We start from the raw sequence: 16,397 nt of genomic DNA, 5'->3' as shown, positions 1-16,397 counted from the left end.
CGCCGAATCGGGTCACCCGGAATGCGCGCATCGAACGGCGGTCTCTCGTTTTTTCGTCGGATCCGCTGTGCCGCATACACTCCGGCGCATGCGTTTTCTCGGGGGCCTGTTCGGCTCGAACCGTAAGGTGTTCGTCGAACAAGCGGTGGATATGTTGCGGGCGATGAACAGCGTGGCATCGGTGGAATCCGATGCCGAGGCATTGCAGATCTCCTATTGGACACACGACGGTATGCACGGCCGGATCGACCTCACGACGGTGTACCGGCGGTGCCGCCGGGCATCGGCGGCCGATGCCGGGCGGATGCTCGCCGAATTCATGTCCATCTCGCCGCAGAACGGCCGTGCCGACCGATCCGGCGGTGCCGAGCGAATCTCCGGCTGGGCGGAGATCGCCCCACTGCTGCGACCGGTGGTGCGGCAGGCGGGCGGACTGGATCAGCGTTTCGACGGCGAGCGAATCGCCGACCACACGGTGTGGCGGCCGGTCCTGCCGTACCTGACGGAGACGATCGTCATCGATCGGCCGACCTCCATGGAGAGCGTCAACCCGCAGCACCTGGCGGAATGGGGTGTCGACGCGGACACCGCGTTCGCCACCGCCCGTACCAATCTGGCCGCGTCGGCGTTCGACACCCTCGCCGCATACGACCCGGGCTCGAAGGCGGGGATGCTGCACATCCCCGATATGAGCGGCGACCTGTACGCGGGATCGCTGCCGCTGGTCGACGGCTGGCTGAGCGGCATCGGCGCGAAGGCGGGCGCGCGGCCGATCGTGTTCATCGCGCAGAACGTCGGCGTCCTGATCGGCGTGGAATTCTCCGAAGAGCATGTGGTGCGGTTGGTCGAGATGGCACGCCGGTTGTACGACGACGCGGTACGGCCGGTGTCGCCGATGCCGTACACGGTGGACGAGGCGGGGCGGCTGGTCCCGTACCTGGTCGCGCGCGACCATCGGGCCTGGCGGGAGATCACCGCCGCCGAGTCGACGTTGGCGGCACAGGTGTACGGCTCGCAGTACGAACATCTGCGCGCCGATCTCGACGACTACCTGACCGAGGACCGCGCCGCGCAACTGATGCACGTGCGCAGGCCGGACGGCGTCGAGTCCACCATCGCGCCGTGGACGAATACCGTCGCCACCCTGCTGCCGCGGGTGCACATGGTCACGCTCACCGATGTCGACACCGGCGAGACCTTCGGCGTCGGCTGGGAAGCGCTCGCCGCCGAGGTCGATCTCCGACCGGTTCCCGGCGTCTACCCGCCGCGCTACCGGGTCGAATACCACCCGGACGCCGAGGCGATGGCACGGCTGCGGGCGGTGGCCGCGCTGCGATAACGGGCGTTCGGTCCGATCCGCCGCGACGGTCGGGAGACCGAGGGTGTCCAATGGCTACGAGACAGATGGTTTCCGAGACGAACGGTTTCGGGATGTCGGCAGGGAGGACAGTCGATGACGAGCGATATGCGCGGGCGGGGTTCGGTCGAGGGGACGGCCCCGAACGAGGGGGCGACACCGGGGGTCGCGGTGCGCCCCGGCAACCTGTTCCGGGTGCAGACCGTCGCCGCCGACGCGGAGACCTCCACCGCCGTGATGGACATCGGTCCCTGGCTGCACGGACTCGACGGAAACTACGCGCACGGATCGCTGGGCGTCCTCGCCGATGTCGTCTTCGGTCACAGCGTGTTCGTGGCGGCCCAGCCGCATGTGCGTGCCGTCACCACCGAACTGCTGCTCGAATTCTGCGACCCGATCACGAGCGACAGCGGTGTGTTGACCGCCGAGGGTAGGACGATGCACGTCGGGAAGGAGTACGGGGCCGGGGCCGGGGTGATACGCGCCGAGGACGGCACCGCGATCGCCACCGGCATGGTGCGACTGCACTTCTTCCCGGGCGAACGAATCGGCCCGGCGCGCGCTCCGGCCTCGCGCGACGATCTCGACCGGGCGCCCCATCCGCTCGGCGTACTCGACATGGACCTCGAATCGCGCCGCGACGCCGCCGATCTGCGCGTGCGTGTCAACAGGGAGATCTGCAACCCCGGCGGTGGGATCCACGGGGGTATCTCGGTGTGGCTGTCGGAACTGGCCGCCGCCGAGGCCGTCGCCGCGGCGTCGGAACGGCTGCGGCCGACCTCGCTGCACATCACCTACCTGCGCCACAGCCCCGTCGACACCTCCGTCACCTTCGCCGCGCGCGTCGAACACCGCACGAATCGGTCCGCGGTCGTGCGGGTCGTGGCGACCAGGGAGAACGGCGGGGTCGGCACCGAGGCGACGATCGTCTACCGCAAGGTGGAATGAGGACGGGCACCGGCGGCGCCCGGCACCGCCGGGTGGTGATCGACCGGTCCGGATAGTCTTGTCCCATGGCAGTTCGGACCCGCAAACCCCTCGTACCCGGCACGCAGTCGCCCACGCGTGAGGTGCCCCGCTCGATCGAGCGCCCGGAGTACGCGTGGAAGAAGACCGTGAACGAGGGGCGTGAGCCCTGGGTGCAGACCGCGGAGACGATCGAGAAGATGCGGCTCGCGGGAAAGATCGCGGCGCGCGCGCTCGAGGAAGCGGGTAAGGCGGTGGCGCCCGGCGTCACCACCGACGAACTCGACCGCATCGCGCACGAGTACATGTGCGATCACGGGGCCTACCCGTCCACGCTCGGCTACAAGGGTTTCCCGAAGTCGTGCTGCACGTCACTGAACGAGGTGATCTGCCACGGCATCCCCGACTCGACGGTGATCGAGGACGGTGACATCGTCAATATCGACGTCACCGCCTACATCGACGGCGTGCACGGCGATACGAACAAGACCTACCTCGCCGGCGATGTCGACGAGGAGGTCCGGCTGCTGGTCGAGCGGACCGAGGAGGCCACCGCGCGCGCCATCAAGGCGGTGCGGCCGGGGCGGGCGCTCAACGTCATCGGTCGGGTGATCGAGTCGTACGCGAACCGTTTCGGCTACGGCGTCGTCCGCGATTTCACCGGTCACGGCGTCGGCCCGACCTTCCACAGCGGCCTGGTGATCCTGCACTACGACCAGCCCGCGATCGAATCGGTGATCGAACCGGGGATGACCTTCACCATCGAGCCGATGATCAACCTCGGCGGCATCGACTACGAGATCTGGGACGACGGCTGGACCGTGGTCACCAAGGACCGCAACTGGACCGCGCAGTTCGAGCACACCCTCGTGGTCACCGACACCGGCGCCGAGATCCTCACGCTGCCGTGAGGGTTCGGCGGTGCGGGGGGCCCACGCCGTCGGGTGGTCGCGTGGTCGCGCGGGGGCCGTCGCGCGCGCGGTCCGGTGATATCCCGGCGACGGTCACGTCGTGAAGGGAGCGTTACTGGTCGCGGGCACCACCTCCGACGCCGGGAAAAGCGTGGTGGTGGCCGGGCTGTGCCGACTGCTGGCCCGTCGTGGCGTCAAGGTCGCCCCGTTCAAGGCTCAGAACATGTCCAACAATTCCGTCGTCACCCTCGACGGCGGGGAGATCGGCCGAGCGCAGGCATTGCAGGCCCAGGCCTGCGGACTCGAGCCGAGCGTCCGATTCAACCCGGTCCTGCTCAAACCCGGCAGCGACCGGCGCTCGCAATTGGTGGTGCGCGGCAAGGCCGTCGGCACCGTGGGAGCGCGCGACTACTTCCAGCACCGGCAGAGTCTGCGCAGAATCGTCGCCACCGAACTGGATTCGCTGCGCGCCGAATTCGACGTGGTGATCTGCGAGGGCGCGGGATCGCCCGCCGAGATCAATCTCCGTGCCACCGATCTGGCGAATATGGGTCTGGCGCAGGAATCCCGACTACCCGTGCTCGTCGTCGGCGATATCGACCGAGGCGGTGTGCTCGCGCACCTGTTCGGCACCGTGGCGGTTCTCGACCCCGCCGATCAACAGCTCATCTCGGCCTTCGTCATCAACAAATTCCGCGGTGACGTCGAACTGCTACGTCCCGGCCTGGAACGCCTGACCGAGCTGACGGGCCGCCCGACCCTCGGGGTGATCCCCTTCGCCGACGATCTGTGGATCGACGCCGAGGATTCGCTCGGCACGGTCGGCGACGCGGCCGTCGGCAGGCCGCGGTCGCCGGTCGGCGCGCAGTGGCTGACCGTGGCCGCCGTCCGGTTGCCGCGGATCTCGAATTCCACCGACGTCGAGGCGCTGGCGTGCGAACCGGGCGTCGCGGTGCGCTGGGTGACCGAGCCGTCCCGGCTGGCCGACGCCGATCTGGTGGTGCTGCCTGGCAGCAAGTCCACCGTCACGGATCTGGAGTGGTTGCGACGCAGCGGTATCGCGAAGGCGCTGCGCGAGCGCGCGGCGATCGGCCGCCCGATCCTCGGTATCTGCGGCGGCTATCAGATGCTGGGCAAACAGATCAGCGACGATGTCGAATCCGAGGCCGGGATGGTCAACGGGCTCGGTCTGCTCGATCTCGACATCGAATTCGATCCGGTGAAGGTGCTGCGCACGGTCGAGGGCCGGGGCGCGGGCGGCGCCGCGACCGAGGGAATCGCGGTGTCGGGCTACGAGATCCACCACGGACGGGTCACCCACAGCGGCGATCGGGCCTGGCTGGAAGTCGACGGTCGGGAGGAGGGCAGCGTGCGCGGCGCGGTGTGGGGCACCCACCTGCACGGCCTGCTCGAATCCGACCAATTCCGGCGCGCCTGGCTGCGTATCGTCGCCGATCGGGCCGGACGCTTCGATTACGTTGTCGCCGAGGATATCTCGGTGGCGGCGGTGCGTTCGGCGCAACTGGACCTGCTGGCCGATCTCCTCGAGGAACATCTCGACATCGCCCGGATCGAGGAACTGATCCGCGGCGGCGCTCCCGCCGACCTCCCGGTGCTCGCCCCCGCGCTGCTCGTGCCCGCGCCGGTGCAGCCGCATCGCCCCGCCGCTGTCGCGCTCGCGCCGGACGCGGCGATATCGAGTACGGAGTCTTCGGCGGTACGTGCGGCGGATGGGTGAACGACGAATCGGTGACGCGGGAGACACCCGGCGATGCCGGGCGATGACGGCGGGCCCGACCCGGCCCGGACGACGCGGCGACGCGGGCGAGTTCAGCCGAGCGGTGTACCGTACTCCGGCATGAAATCTCGGCGGATCACAGTCGGTGACCGGGCCTGGACCGTGCGGGTCGACGGGCCGGATACGCGGCACAGCGTGCTGCTGCTACCCGACGCGGGTGACCCCGTGGACGTGTACGACCAGGTATGTGCCCGACTCCACAATTCGGACCTGCGCACCATCGTCGTGGAGTCCATCGACGGGCTCGACGCGCCCGCGGTGCACGCCATCCTCGACGAACTCGGCGTGCCCTACGCCAATGTCGCCGCGCGCGGCGAGGGCGCCGCGCTGGCCTGGCAGATCTGCTCGGGGACCTTCGGTCGTTTCGTCAGCCTGATCGTCGCGGACCGGGGCCATCCGGCCGCTCCCGCGGCGGACGGGGCCGTCGCCGATCCCGCCTGCCGTCCGATGGAACTTCCGGTGACGGTGCTGGTGACCAAGAGCCTGCCGCGTTCGGTGGCCGACGCGTCGGGGCGCTTCGTCTACGGGGAGTTCCGCGTCGTCGAGGTCGACGTCGACAACGTCGCCAGCGCCGCGGGCAACGAACTCGCGACCGAGATCGTGCTACGCACCAGCCTCTGGTGAGTCGGTCGCCGCGCGGTAACCCGCCAGCCAGCCGAGCCAGTTGTCGAGTTCGGTGAACGCCTGGGTGCGTGGCCGCTCCGAGGACAGGAAGACGTCGTGGCGGGCCCCGTCGATGGGCACGATATTGGTGCGGTCGCCGAGGCAGCCCGCCCAGCGCTGGATCTGGCGCACGTCGAGCACGACGTCGGCGACGTCGGCGGCCGGACCGTACTTGCGCATGAACCTGGTCACCCGGGAGCGCAGGATCAGCGACGGCACCCCGACGTCGAGGCCCCGGTGCAATTGCGACTGCCCGAGTCGGATCGCGCGCAGCCACCCGAAACGGACCGGGAATCCCGACAGCGGCTTCCAGTCGAGGTTGTAATCCCATTCGCCCGACACCGTGTGGTGCAAACTGTCGCCGTAGGTCCGGATCTCCGCCCCTGGTAGGGCGAATGTCGCCCGGACACGGCCGAGTGCGTTGACGACCTGGGTTCCCACGTGGCGGTAGTAGGCCGGACCCTGTAGGTCCAGCCACGGGCTGTTGAGTACGAGGCCGATGATTCCCGACGCGACGGTTCCCGCTTTCCGGTTCCGCCGATCCAGCCACAGCGCGGTGATCAGTCCGCCCGTCGAATGCGCGACGATCAGCAGCGGCGCGTCGGTCTCCTGCGCGATGATGCGCGCGGCCTCGTCGAGTTCGGCGTCGTAGAGCGCGAGATCGGTCACATAGTGCGGGGTCTGTCCCTCGCGCAGCGAGCGTCCGCATTTGCGGAGGTCGAGCGCGTAGAAGCGGTGCCCGCGCTCGGCGAAATGCTCGGCCAGATGGCGCTGGAAGAAGTAGTCGGTGAAACCGTGCACGTACAGCACCGTGGGTTCGGTGACCTCGGCCGCGTCATCGCCGGGGGTGTAGCGCACCAGCGTCGCGACCGCGTCGCCCTCGCCGTCCGGGTCGGGGCCGAGGGGCAGGGTTCGCTGCTCGTAACCCGCACCGAGAATGTCGGGCTGCCACCGCGCCCGATCCGTGATGTCCGACACGGCATATGAGGTTTTTTCGGTCACGTGTCCCAATCTAGGCGATATCTGGGCCGAGGGCGTGTGAGATCACCGAACCGCCGAGGAGGCATCTACGTCACATTCACCCGGTTTGTTGCAGGTTGCCGCGGTGGCGAGGTGCACAATTGGCAGTAGGTGAACGGCGGGTAACCTCTTCTCCGCCAGCAATTCGAGCCGAAGCCACGACGCCAGGCTCGGCAACAACCGCATAGCGCATGTGCCCAGGCAGCTCCACCCAGCCGGTGGGCTGCGCAGAGTGACAAGGAAGTCGATCTACCCGTGCCGAACGCTGCCATGACAGAGAAGACCGATGTTGTCCTCATCGGTGCAGGAATCATGAGTGCCACCCTCGGCGCGCTGCTTCGGCAGCTGCAGCCGGACTGGTCGATCTCGCTGTTCGAGCGACTCGATGCCGCCGCCGCGGAGAGCAGCGACCCGTGGAACAACGCGGGCACCGGCCACTCGGCGCTGTGCGAACTGAACTACAGCCCGCAGAACGCGGACGGTTCGGTCGAGGTGAGCAAAGCCATCGACATCAACGAGCGCTTCCAGGTGTCGCGTCAGTTCTGGGCCTACGCGGTGGAGAACGGCGTGCTCGGCGACCCGTCCGGTTTCATCAACCCGATTCCGCATGTCAGCTTCGTGCACGGCGCCTCCGACGTCGAGTACCTGCGCAAGCGTTACGAGGCGCTGGCCCGTCACCCGCTGTTCGAGGGGATGGAGTACATCGACAGCCCCGACGAGTTCAGCAGGCGGTTACCGCTGATGGCGCGCGGTCGCGACTTCTCCGATCCGATCGCGCTGAACTGGACCGACGCGGGCACCGATATCGACTTCGGCTCGCTGACCAAGGAACTACTCGCCCATCTCGGCGCCACCGGCGCGGATCTGGCCTTCGGGCACGAGGTGCGCAACCTGTCCAAGCAGGCCGACGGCAGCTGGCTGGTGAAGGTCCGCAACACCCGCAACGGCAAGATCCGCACCATCGCGGCGAAATTCGTCTTCGTCGGCGCGGGCGGAGGAGCGCTGCCCCTGCTGCAGAAGTCGGGCGTCAAGGAGATCGCGGGTTTCGCGGGCTTCCCGGTCAGCGGCCAGTTCCTGCGCTGCACCGACCGCGGGCTCATCGGTCAGCATCGGGCCAAGGTGTACGGCAAGGCCGCCGTCGGCGCGCCGCCGATGTCGGTCCCGCACCTGGACACCCGCGTCATCGACGGGGAGGCCGGGCTGCTGTTCGGTCCCTACGCGGGCTGGACGCCGAAATTCCTCAAGGACGGCAGTAACGGCGATCTGTTCAAGTCGATCAGGGCGGGCAACCTGGCCCCCATGCTCGGCGTCGGCCTGACCGAGCTGTCGCTGGTCAAGTACCTCGTCTCCGAACTGCTGAAATCGCAGGCGGGCAAGGTCTACACGATGGAAGAGTTCATCCCGCGCGCCGACGGCCGCGAATGGGAACTCATCACCGCGGGGCAGCGCGTGCAGATCATCCGGCGCAAGGGCGCGGGTGGTGTCCTCGAACTCGGCACCGCCGTCATCGCGGCCGAGGACGGCAGTATCGCGGGCCTGCTCGGTGCCTCCCCGGGGGCGTCGACCTGTGTGACCGCCATGCTCGATGTCCTCCAGCGCTGCTTCCCGCGCGAGTACAGCGAGTGGACCCCGAAACTCGAGACCATGATCCCGTCGCTGGGCGTGAAACTGTCGGAGAACAAGGCGCTGTTCCAGGAAGTCTGGAACTGGACGTCCAAGACGCTGAATCTCACGGATGTGGCGGTCGACACGGAGACCCGCGCCGAGGTCGCGTCGACAGCGCTGGTGTGATAGCAAGACGCGATGATGTCAACGGTTGCTCTCAAACGGTCATGGTCACTGGATCTCGATACCGCCACCCTGTATCAGCTGTTGAAATTGCGCGTCGAAGTCTTCGTCGTCGAGCAGAAGTGCGCGTACCCGGAGTTGGACGGACTCGACTTGCAGCCGGAGACCCGGCACTTCTGGCTCGAGGACGACGGTGAGGTCATCTCGACCCTGCGTCTGCTCGAAGAGCACGACGACGGGGTCAAGAGTTTCCGTATCGGACGTCTCTGTACCGCCGCCCCGCTGCGCGGCCACGGATACACCACCAGGCTGCTGAAGGCGGCGCTGGCCGAGGTCGGATCGGCGCCTGCCCGGCTCAACGCGCAGACCTACCTCGTGGACATGTACGCCAAATTCGGGTTCAAGCCCGACGGCGCGGAATTCGATGACGACGGCATCACCCACCTGCCCATGCGCAGGGGATAGTCCTCCGGTGTCGCGCGCGCCCGTCCCAACTCCGGGGCGGGCGCGTGTGTTCCGGCTCACCTCGGCTCGCGGCCCCCGCGTCGGGTGGACTCCGGCACGCACGGGGTGCCGACGCCCGGGCCGACGCCCGCGAATAGTGTGAGGGGTATGTCCGTGTCCCACGCCGAAATCGCACCACCGTCCCACTCTGCCGGGTCGCGCGCGGACCTCGAAACCGGGTTCCCGTTCTCGGCGGTGGTCGGGCAGGAACAGCTGCAACTGGCGTTGATCCTGTGCGCGGTGCACCCGGGAATCGGCGGTGTGCTCGTGCGCGGCGAGAAGGGCACCGCGAAGTCGACCGTGGTTCGCGCGCTGGCGCAACTGCTCCCGCCGGTCGTGGACGAGACCGGCGCGCGGCCCGCGCGCCTGGTGGAACTGCCCGTCGGCGCGACCGAGGACCGGGTGGTCGGATCCCTGGATCTGGAACGGGTGCTGCGCGACGGCGAACAGGCCTTCCGGCCGGGTCTGCTCGCGGCCGCCCATCACGGCGTGCTGTACGTCGACGAGGTCAACCTGCTGCACGACCACCTGGTCGACGTGCTGCTCGACGCCGCGGCGATGGGGCGGGTGCATATCGAACGCGACGGCGTCTCGCATTCGCATCCGGCGCGTTTCGTCCTGGTCGGCACCATGAATCCGGAAGAGGGCGAACTGCGTCCGCAGCTGCTCGACCGTTTCGGCCTGACCGTCGACGTGGTCGCCTCCCGCGACGTCGACACCCGGATGGCCGTGGTGCGCCGCAGACTCGACTACGAGGCGGACCCGGCCGGTTTCGCGGCCAGCTACGCCGGTGCCGATCGCGCGGTCGCCGACCGCGTCCTGACCGCCCGCGACCGGGTCGCGCGTATCGCGCTCGACGACGCCGAACTGCGCCGGATCGCCGCGCTGTGCGCCTCCTTCGACGTGGACGGGATGCGCGCCGACCTCGTCGTCGCCCGCACCGCGACCGCCTACGCCGCCTGGCGCGGCGGTGACGCGGTGACCGAGGAGGACGTCCGGGTCGCCGCGGAACTCGCGCTGCCGCATCGCCGTCGCCGCGATCCCTTCGACGAGCCCGGTATCACCGAGGACCAGCTGGACGACGCGATGCGCGACGCCGCCGCGGAGGTCGATCGGGCCGACGAAGAGCAGGCCGAGGATGCCGGACCGCGCGATAACCGGGACGACACCGCGCCACGTGAGGATTCCGCGGCCGACGATTCGGGATCCGACGACGGGCCCGACGGCACGCGCGAACAGAATTCGGCCGAGGACGATCCGGCCGGTCCCGATCCCGATCCCGACGACGATCCCGATTCGTCCCCCGACGGTCCGCGCGGCGGGAAGTCCCGCGAGAACCGCGCGGGCACTCCGGCATCCACGACCGCCGCCGCGCCCCGCTGGGAAGTTCCCGGCGTCGGCGAAGGCGCTCCCGGCCGTCGCTCCCGCGCCGAGACCAGGCACGGCCGAATGGTGCGTCCGAGCACCGACACCTCCGCCGGACTCCACCTGCTCGGCACGATCTTCGCCGCCGCCCCCCACCAGCACCGCCGTGGCCGCGTGGACGGCCCGCTCGCGCTGGCCGCCGAGGATCTGCGCGGCGCGTATCGCGAAGGGCGCGAAGGCAATGTGATCGTCTTCGTGGTCGACGCCTCCGGGTCGATGGCGGCGCGCGACCGGCTCTCCGCGGTCACCGGCGCGATCGTCGCCCTGCTGCGCGATGCCTACCAGCGCCGCGACAAGGTCGCCGTGATCACCGTGCGCGGAGCCGAAGCCGAACTGGTCCTGCCGCCGACCTCGTCGGTCGATATCGCGGTACGCCGCCTGTCCGGTCTGCGTACCGGCGGCAAGACGCCGCTGGCCGCCGGGCTGCTGAAGGCCCGCGAGGTCGTCCATCGGGAGCGGGTGCGCGATCCGCGACGTCGTCCGATGCTTGTCCTGCTCACCGACGGTCGCGCGACCGGCGGGGTCGACCCGGTGCCGCGGGCCCGTGCCGCCGCGTCGTTGCTGGCGAGCGACGCGGTGACCGCGATGGTCGTCGACTGCGAGCGCGGCATGGTGCGTCTCGGGCTGGCCGCCGATCTGGCACGTGATCTGCGGGCGGGCTACGTCCGCCTGGCCGAGTTGACCGGCGATTCGGTCGCCGACATCGTCCGGGCCGGGCGCGGCGCGGGCCCGGGCGCACGGGCCGCCTGAACGGTGACCGGGGTTTCGGTCGAAACCCGCACGACGCGAACGACGAACGAGGAGATTCGATGCCCAAGGGCGTGCCGGAAACCGTTCCGGAAGACGGGCTGACCACGCGCCAGCGCCGTAACCAGCCGGTGCTGGCCGTGCACACCGGGCCGGGTAAGGGCAAGTCGACGGCGGCGTTCGGCATGGCCTTGCGCGCCTGGAACCAGGGCTTCGACGTGGCCGTCTTCCAGTTCGTCAAGAGCGCCAAGTGGAAGGTGGGCGAGGAAGCCGCCTTCCGCACCCTCGGCCGCTTGCACGAGGAGACCGGTGCCGGCGGCGCGGTGGAGTGGCACAAGATGGGCGAGGGCTGGTCGTGGACCCGCAAACCGGGCAGCGACGAGGATCACGCCGCCGCCGCGCTTGCGGGCTGGCAGGAGATCGCCCGGCGGCTGCGGGCCGAACAGCACCGGTTCTACGTGCTCGACGAATTCACCTATCCGCTCAAATGGGGCTGGGTGGATATCGATGACGTCGTCGACACGCTGCGGGAGCGCCCGGGCAACCAGCATGTCGTCATCACCGGTCGCGACGCGCCGCCCGCGTTGCTCGAGGTCGCGGATCTGGTCACCGAGATGACGAAGGTCAAGCATCCGATGGACGCGGGCCGCAAGGGTCAGCGCGGTATCGAATGGTGACGGGCGCTCGGGGGACGGTGTCGACGGGGGAGCGGAGCCGCTCGCGCACGGACCGATCACGGGTGTTCGCGGCCGGGGACCTCCGATGAACGTGCCGGCGGTGGTGATCGCGGCGCCCGCGTCCGGGAGCGGGAAGACCACGCTCGCAACGGGTTTGATCGGTGCGTTGGGGCGGGCCGGGCATCGGGTCGCGCCGTTCAAGGTGGGACCGGATTACATCGACCCCGGCTACCACGGGCTGGCGGCGGGCAGGCCCGGACGCAATCTCGATCCGGTACTGGTCGGCGAGCATCGGGTGGTCCCGCTGTACCTGCACGGTGCGCGGGGCTGCGACCTGGCCGTGGTCGAAGGCGTCATGGGGCTGTTCGACGGCCGGATCGACGAGAACCAGGCGGGTCCGGTGGCCGAGGGTTCGACGGCACAGGTCGCGAGTCTGCTCGGCGCGCCGGTCGTGCTCGTTGTCGACGCCCGAGGCCACAGTCAGAGCCTCGCGGCGCTGCTGCACGGTTTCGCCACCTTCGACACCTCCGTGCGGCTCGGCGGGGTGATTCTCAACCGGGTCGGCAGCGAACGACACGAACAGGTGTTGCGCGCGGCCTGCACCAGGGTGGGTCTGCCGGTGCTCGGCTCGCTGCCTCGCATGGCCGAATTGGAAGTGCCCTCACGGCATCTGGGCCTCATCCCCGCCATCGAACACGGTTCGGCCGCGACGATCGCGGTGGCGGCCATGACCGATCTCGTCGCGGCCCATGTGGATCTGGCCGCGATCGCGGGTCTGGCTCGCAGTACGGTCGGCGGTCCCGCGTGGGATCCGGACGCCGAAGTCGGAGCCTTCGCGCGCGAGCGGATCGCTGTCGGCGGAGGTGATGCTTCGGTGTCGGCCGAAAATGCCGTGGCCGCGACCGCGGTCGACTCCGCACCGGGTGGCCACGGTTCGCCGAGCGAGGGCATGCCTTTCGGCGTCGGTCCTTCCGGCACGAGTGCCGGTGACTCGGCGACCGCGAATGGTTCGGCGGGCATCGGTGGCCCGGTCGTCTCTGTCGACTCGATCGCCGCTGATGGAACGGGTGACGCGCTCGGCTCGATCTCCTCGCCGCGTCGGGGCGGCCCGGTGATCGCGATGGCGGGTGGTCCCGCGTTCACCTTCGGATACGCCGAGCATCGCGAACTGCTGACCGCCGCGGGCGCGCGTGTCGTCGTCTTCGATCCGCTGCGTGACGACTTGCCAACGGAAACAGCTGGTTTGGTGCTCCCCGGTGGCTTCCCGGAGGAGCACGCCGCCCAACTCGCCGCCAACACCCGGCTGCTGACGGCGGTCCGCGAACTGGCATCGGCCGGATTGCCCGTGCACGCCGAATGCGCCGGACTGCTGTACCTCGTCCGGTCGCTCGACGGGCACGCCATGGCCGGAGTGGTCGACGCCGACGCGGAATTCGGACCCCGCCTGACCCTCGGCTACCGCGACGCGGTGGCCTTGGCCGATTCCCCGCTCTGGCGCACCGGTGAACGCGTGCGCGGTCACGAATTCCATCGCACCCGCCTGGTGTCCGCCGCCAACGCCGGTTCCGCGTGGGGCTGGCGCGGCGGCCTGGGCGAACGTGTCGCCGAGGGTGCGCTCGTTCACAATGTGCACGCCTCCTACCTGCACACCCATCCGGCCGGAAACCCCACCGCGACAGCGCGGTTCGTCGCCACGGCGGCGGACTTCGCCCGCGACGGCGCGATGAGCACTCACGCGAAGTGAACGCCGGGGGAGATGTTGCCGAGACACCTTCTCACCGTTACCCGCATCGTCCGAGTAGCAGGGGCGTCACGCCGGTGGGGGCGAGCCGTGCATTGCCGCCTGTCGCGGTGGGACTCGGTCTTCGTCCCGCCGAGTCGGCGGAGCGCATCCTCACGGCCCTCGCCGAAGTCCGTCGTGACTACCGCATCGTCCGCCTGGCGACCGTCGACCGCAGGGCCACCGACATCGGTGTCCTGGAAGTCGCTGGGACACTGGCTGTCCCGCTGCTCACCTTCACTGCCGAGGCACTGTCTCGCGTCGAGGTCCCGCACCCCGCCGACCGCGTTTCGGCGGTGATCGGCACGCCCAGTGTCGCCGAGGCCGCCGCGATCCTGTCCGGTCGTGGACCCTTGATCGTGCCGAAGCGGGTTGTCGACGGCGTCGTGATCGCGGCGGTCGTCGTCGACATGTCTGCGCCGCACCCGGCGTAGTCACCGAGTCGGTGCCCGACGCGTTCCGCCCTACGTCGGCGCGAACCTCAGGGGGCGACCGAGGTCCAATCGGCGAAGCCGGTGGGATCGTGACGTCCGAGACTCCCGTGTTCGAACAGTCCCCACCCTTGGGCGTCTCCGCAGCGGGCGTGGGCGACGTGGTCGGTCACGCCGTAGGGGATGCGCGCGGCGACGGCGGGATCGGTGAGGTCGTAGCGGCTGGTGCTGGTCCAGTCGCGGCCTTTCCACTGGCCGTGCTGCCAGTCGGGGTCGCCGCTGTAACCGCAGCCGACGTGCAGTGGGACACCGACACCCGTGGTGATCTCCACCTCGAGGGGTTTGCCATCGGGGGTGGTGAGGTCGAGTCTGGCGCTGATCGGGACGCGGGTGCCGGAGCGATAGCGCAGGGAGATGCGGGGCCAGCCGAGTTGTTCGGTGCGGCCGTCGGGCCAGACGCGTACCGCGTCGTTGAGGGTTCTGGCGCCGTCGGGCTCCTCCTGCACGATGACGATGATGGCGAAATCGTCGAAACGCAAGGGCGCGTACAACCACCAGAAGCCGCCGGAGGGTTCACTCGCCGCGCGACCGGGCGGTTCCGGCTCGCCCACTGGGCGGATCCCCCACGAGCGATCCCTGCTGCCGGTCCACACGGCGGGGTCGATGGCGACATCCTCGCCTTCGATACTCAGAGTGCCCGCCCAGGAGCCGACCTGGGCGAATCGAGAGGCTTCGATGAGGGGCCGGTTGCCGGTGAGCACCAGGTGCGGCTGTTCCTGCACGGCGGGGAACGAGCCGGTCCAGGTGAGGTCGAACGAGAGTTCGTCGTGTGCGCAGATCACCCGGATCCGTTGCAGCGCTTCGATGACCTCGATGCGGTAGCCGCCGACCCGCATCGCGAGACCGCGGTCGCCGAGCGCGTCGGAGAAACGCACCGTGCGATGGATGTCGCCGCGTCGCACGCACGCGTAGGCGTCGGTCACCCCGAGGTTCGGGTAGACGCCGAATCCGGTGATCAGGAACAGGCCGCCGTCGCGGTTGTGGGCGTTGAAGTAGCTGCGGTCGTAGAAGTTCCGGTCACTGCTCGCCACCCGGGTGAACGGCAGCGTGGTCTGGTGGATGGCGTATTCGTCCAGGGGTGAAGGCATGGTCAGTCCCATTCGTAGGTGCCGTCGAGCATCGCCTCGAGGCTCGCGCGGTGCATCACGTAGTCGTCGCGGTCCTCGGGAACGGTGGCCTCGCCGAAATGGATCATGCGACGGGTCACCCGCGCCATCACGATCGCGTGCCGCAGCGCGGCGTAGACGAGATAGAAGTCCAGGTCGCGTACCCGGTAGCCGCTGCGTTTCTCGTATTCGGCGGCGACCGCGTCGCGGCGCAGGAAGTCCGGCAGACCCGGCTGGCCGAATTTGACGGCCAGATCCTGGAAGAAGCGGTGGATGAAGATCACCCACGCCACGTCGAGTTCACGCGGACCCAACGCCGCCATCTCCCAGTCCAGTACCGCGACCGGCTCGAATTCCCGGTAGATGATATTGCCGGGCCGCGCATCGCCCCAGCTCAGCACATCGGGCCCGGGATCGGCGGGCCAGTGCTGCTCGAGCCAGGCGAAGCCGCGTTCGATGAGCGGGATCTCGTAGCCGTCATCGGCCAATGCCCAGCGATACCAGGCTTTCTGGGCGTCGACATGCCTGCGCAGCGCCGATCCCGGCCCGTCGAGCATCGGGAAACGCGCAGCGGGATCGGCGATGGCGTGGATCTTCGCGAAGATCTCGAGGGTGTCGCCGGTGAGCCGATCGCGCTCTTCGGCCCGAGCGTCGAGCAGCCAGCCGACGAAGACGTAGGGCGGATTGTCCGACGGCACCCGTCCGTCGACCCGCCTCATCACGAAAAACGTTGAGCCGAGCGCCTTCTCGTCGGTATCGAGCCAGCACAGCTCCGGGACCGGCACATCGGTCGCGGCGGCGACACCTTCGATGACGTGGTACTGGGTGGCCAGATCGTAGGTTTCGAACACCGGGAAGGAATCGTCCTCCGGCACCATCCTGGCGACGAACGAGCCGCTCTCCGCGCGCCCGCCGACACTCCATTCGGCCTCGAACAGGATCGACGTGCTCGACATGCCGCCCGCCTGCGGTCGCGTCAGCTCCGAGATCACGGGCGGGCCGTCCGCGCCGACCCGGTCACCGAGCCAGCGGGACAGATCGGCGGCGAGATGGTCGAGATCGCGCTCGCTGACGGTCAATCGGGTCCGCTCGGTGGGATCTGGATCGTCGGCCATCGAGGTCCTCCTGTGTCGCGCCCGCGCGTCCGGAAAGGCAACCGCACGC

Annotated in this window: 14 protein-coding genes; 11 read left to right on the top strand and 3 right to left on the bottom strand. The window is 69.1% G+C overall.

From position 1 onward, the window contains the following. The first annotated feature begins 88 nt into the window (after nt 1–88). From OG225_RS24240 to OG225_RS24220, 5 genes are all read left to right on the top strand, one after another. A complete protein-coding gene (locus tag OG225_RS24240; protein WP_405177405.1) occupies nt 89–1,339 on the top strand; it encodes a hypothetical protein in 1,251 nt (416 codons plus the stop codon). Between the two features lie 114 nt (nt 1,340–1,453). Beyond that, on the top strand, nt 1,454–2,305 hold the full coding sequence (locus OG225_RS24235; RefSeq protein WP_405177404.1) for a hotdog domain-containing protein: 852 nt from the start codon (nt 1,454–1,456) through the stop codon (nt 2,303–2,305). 65 nt (nt 2,306–2,370) lie between these two features. Continuing rightward, nucleotides 2,371–3,234, top strand: a complete 864-nt coding sequence (map, locus tag OG225_RS24230; protein ID WP_405177403.1) for a type I methionyl aminopeptidase — start codon at nt 2,371–2,373, stop codon at nt 3,232–3,234. Nucleotides 3,235–3,334: 100 nt separating this feature from the next. Continuing rightward, a complete protein-coding gene (locus OG225_RS24225; RefSeq protein ID WP_405177402.1) occupies nt 3,335–4,972 on the top strand; it encodes a cobyric acid synthase in 1,638 nt (545 codons plus the stop codon). A 120-nt stretch (nt 4,973–5,092) separates the two neighbouring features. Beyond that, on the top strand, nt 5,093–5,656 hold the full coding sequence (locus OG225_RS24220; protein ID WP_405177401.1) for an alpha/beta hydrolase: 564 nt from the start codon (nt 5,093–5,095) through the stop codon (nt 5,654–5,656). On the opposite strand, the gene OG225_RS24215 is transcribed toward OG225_RS24220, so the two are convergent. Then, a complete protein-coding gene (locus OG225_RS24215; protein ID WP_405177400.1) occupies nt 5,636–6,697 on the bottom strand; it encodes an alpha/beta hydrolase in 1,062 nt (353 codons plus the stop codon). The two genes, OG225_RS24220 and OG225_RS24215, sit on opposite strands and share 21 nt — an antisense overlap. Before the next feature lie 288 nt (nt 6,698–6,985). Here OG225_RS24215 and mqo point away from each other — a divergent pair, with 288 nt between their 5' ends. From mqo to OG225_RS24185, 6 genes are all read left to right on the top strand, one after another. Then, on the top strand, nt 6,986–8,506 hold the full coding sequence (mqo, locus tag OG225_RS24210; RefSeq protein WP_405177399.1) for a malate dehydrogenase (quinone): 1,521 nt from the start codon (nt 6,986–6,988) through the stop codon (nt 8,504–8,506). A 12-nt stretch (nt 8,507–8,518) separates the two neighbouring features. Next, nucleotides 8,519–8,968, top strand: coding sequence for a GNAT family N-acetyltransferase (locus OG225_RS24205; RefSeq protein ID WP_109529583.1), 450 nt, complete (start codon nt 8,519–8,521; stop codon nt 8,966–8,968). A 147-nt stretch (nt 8,969–9,115) separates the two neighbouring features. Then, nucleotides 9,116–11,182 carry a VWA domain-containing protein gene (locus OG225_RS24200; RefSeq protein WP_405177398.1) on the top strand — a complete coding sequence of 689 codons (2,067 nt, stop codon included), beginning with the start codon at nt 9,116–9,118 and terminating at the stop codon, nt 11,180–11,182. Between the two features lie 59 nt (nt 11,183–11,241). After that, complete coding sequence (cobO, locus tag OG225_RS24195; protein WP_216910842.1) at nt 11,242–11,856, top strand: cob(I)yrinic acid a,c-diamide adenosyltransferase; 615 nt, start codon at nt 11,242–11,244, stop codon at nt 11,854–11,856. 85 nt (nt 11,857–11,941) lie between these two features. Further along, the gene (locus OG225_RS24190) at nt 11,942–13,600 is read left to right on the top strand and encodes a cobyrinate a,c-diamide synthase (RefSeq protein WP_405177397.1); all 1,659 of its coding nucleotides are present in this window, start codon (nt 11,942–11,944) and stop codon (nt 13,598–13,600) included. 107 nt (nt 13,601–13,707) lie between these two features. Beyond that, nucleotides 13,708–14,070, top strand: coding sequence for a cobalamin biosynthesis protein (locus OG225_RS24185; protein ID WP_405177396.1), 363 nt, complete (start codon nt 13,708–13,710; stop codon nt 14,068–14,070). A 47-nt stretch (nt 14,071–14,117) separates the two neighbouring features. On the opposite strand, the gene OG225_RS24180 is transcribed toward OG225_RS24185, so the two are convergent. After that, complete coding sequence (locus OG225_RS24180; RefSeq protein ID WP_405177395.1) at nt 14,118–15,215, bottom strand: hypothetical protein; 1,098 nt, start codon at nt 15,213–15,215, stop codon at nt 14,118–14,120. A 2-nt stretch (nt 15,216–15,217) separates the two neighbouring features. Further along, nucleotides 15,218–16,348, bottom strand: a complete 1,131-nt coding sequence (locus tag OG225_RS24175) for a phosphotransferase family protein (RefSeq protein ID WP_405177394.1) — start codon at nt 16,346–16,348, stop codon at nt 15,218–15,220. Between the last annotated feature and the right edge of the window lie 49 nt (nt 16,349–16,397).

The sequence above is a fragment of the Nocardia sp. NBC_01377 genome (genome assembly GCF_045040005.1).
Lineage (GTDB): Bacteria > Actinomycetota > Actinomycetes > Mycobacteriales > Mycobacteriaceae > Nocardia > Nocardia noduli.
This window is presented reverse-complemented; position numbering and strand designations above follow the sequence as displayed.

Excerpts from the sequence above, each read along its gene's own strand:
- OG225_RS24180 (WP_405177395.1), bottom strand. The coding sequence starts at position 15,215 with ATGCCTTCACCCCTGGACGAATACGCCATCCACCAGACCACGCTGCCG.
- cobO (WP_216910842.1), top strand. The coding sequence starts at position 11,242 with ATGCCCAAGGGCGTGCCGGAAACCGTTCCGGAAGACGGGCTGACCACG.
- map (WP_405177403.1), top strand. The coding sequence starts at position 2,371 with ATGGCAGTTCGGACCCGCAAACCCCTCGTACCCGGCACGCAGTCGCCC.
- OG225_RS24220 (WP_405177401.1), top strand. The coding sequence starts at position 5,093 with ATGAAATCTCGGCGGATCACAGTCGGTGACCGGGCCTGGACCGTGCGG.
- OG225_RS24200 (WP_405177398.1), top strand. The coding sequence starts at position 9,116 with ATGTCCGTGTCCCACGCCGAAATCGCACCACCGTCCCACTCTGCCGGG.
- mqo (WP_405177399.1), top strand. The coding sequence starts at position 6,986 with ATGACAGAGAAGACCGATGTTGTCCTCATCGGTGCAGGAATCATGAGT.
- OG225_RS24205 (WP_109529583.1), top strand. The coding sequence starts at position 8,519 with ATGATGTCAACGGTTGCTCTCAAACGGTCATGGTCACTGGATCTCGAT.
- OG225_RS24235 (WP_405177404.1), top strand. The coding sequence starts at position 1,454 with ATGACGAGCGATATGCGCGGGCGGGGTTCGGTCGAGGGGACGGCCCCG.
- OG225_RS24190 (WP_405177397.1), top strand. The coding sequence starts at position 11,942 with ATGAACGTGCCGGCGGTGGTGATCGCGGCGCCCGCGTCCGGGAGCGGG.
- OG225_RS24175 (WP_405177394.1), bottom strand. The coding sequence starts at position 16,348 with ATGGCCGACGATCCAGATCCCACCGAGCGGACCCGATTGACCGTCAGC.
- OG225_RS24240 (WP_405177405.1), top strand. The coding sequence starts at position 89 with ATGCGTTTTCTCGGGGGCCTGTTCGGCTCGAACCGTAAGGTGTTCGTC.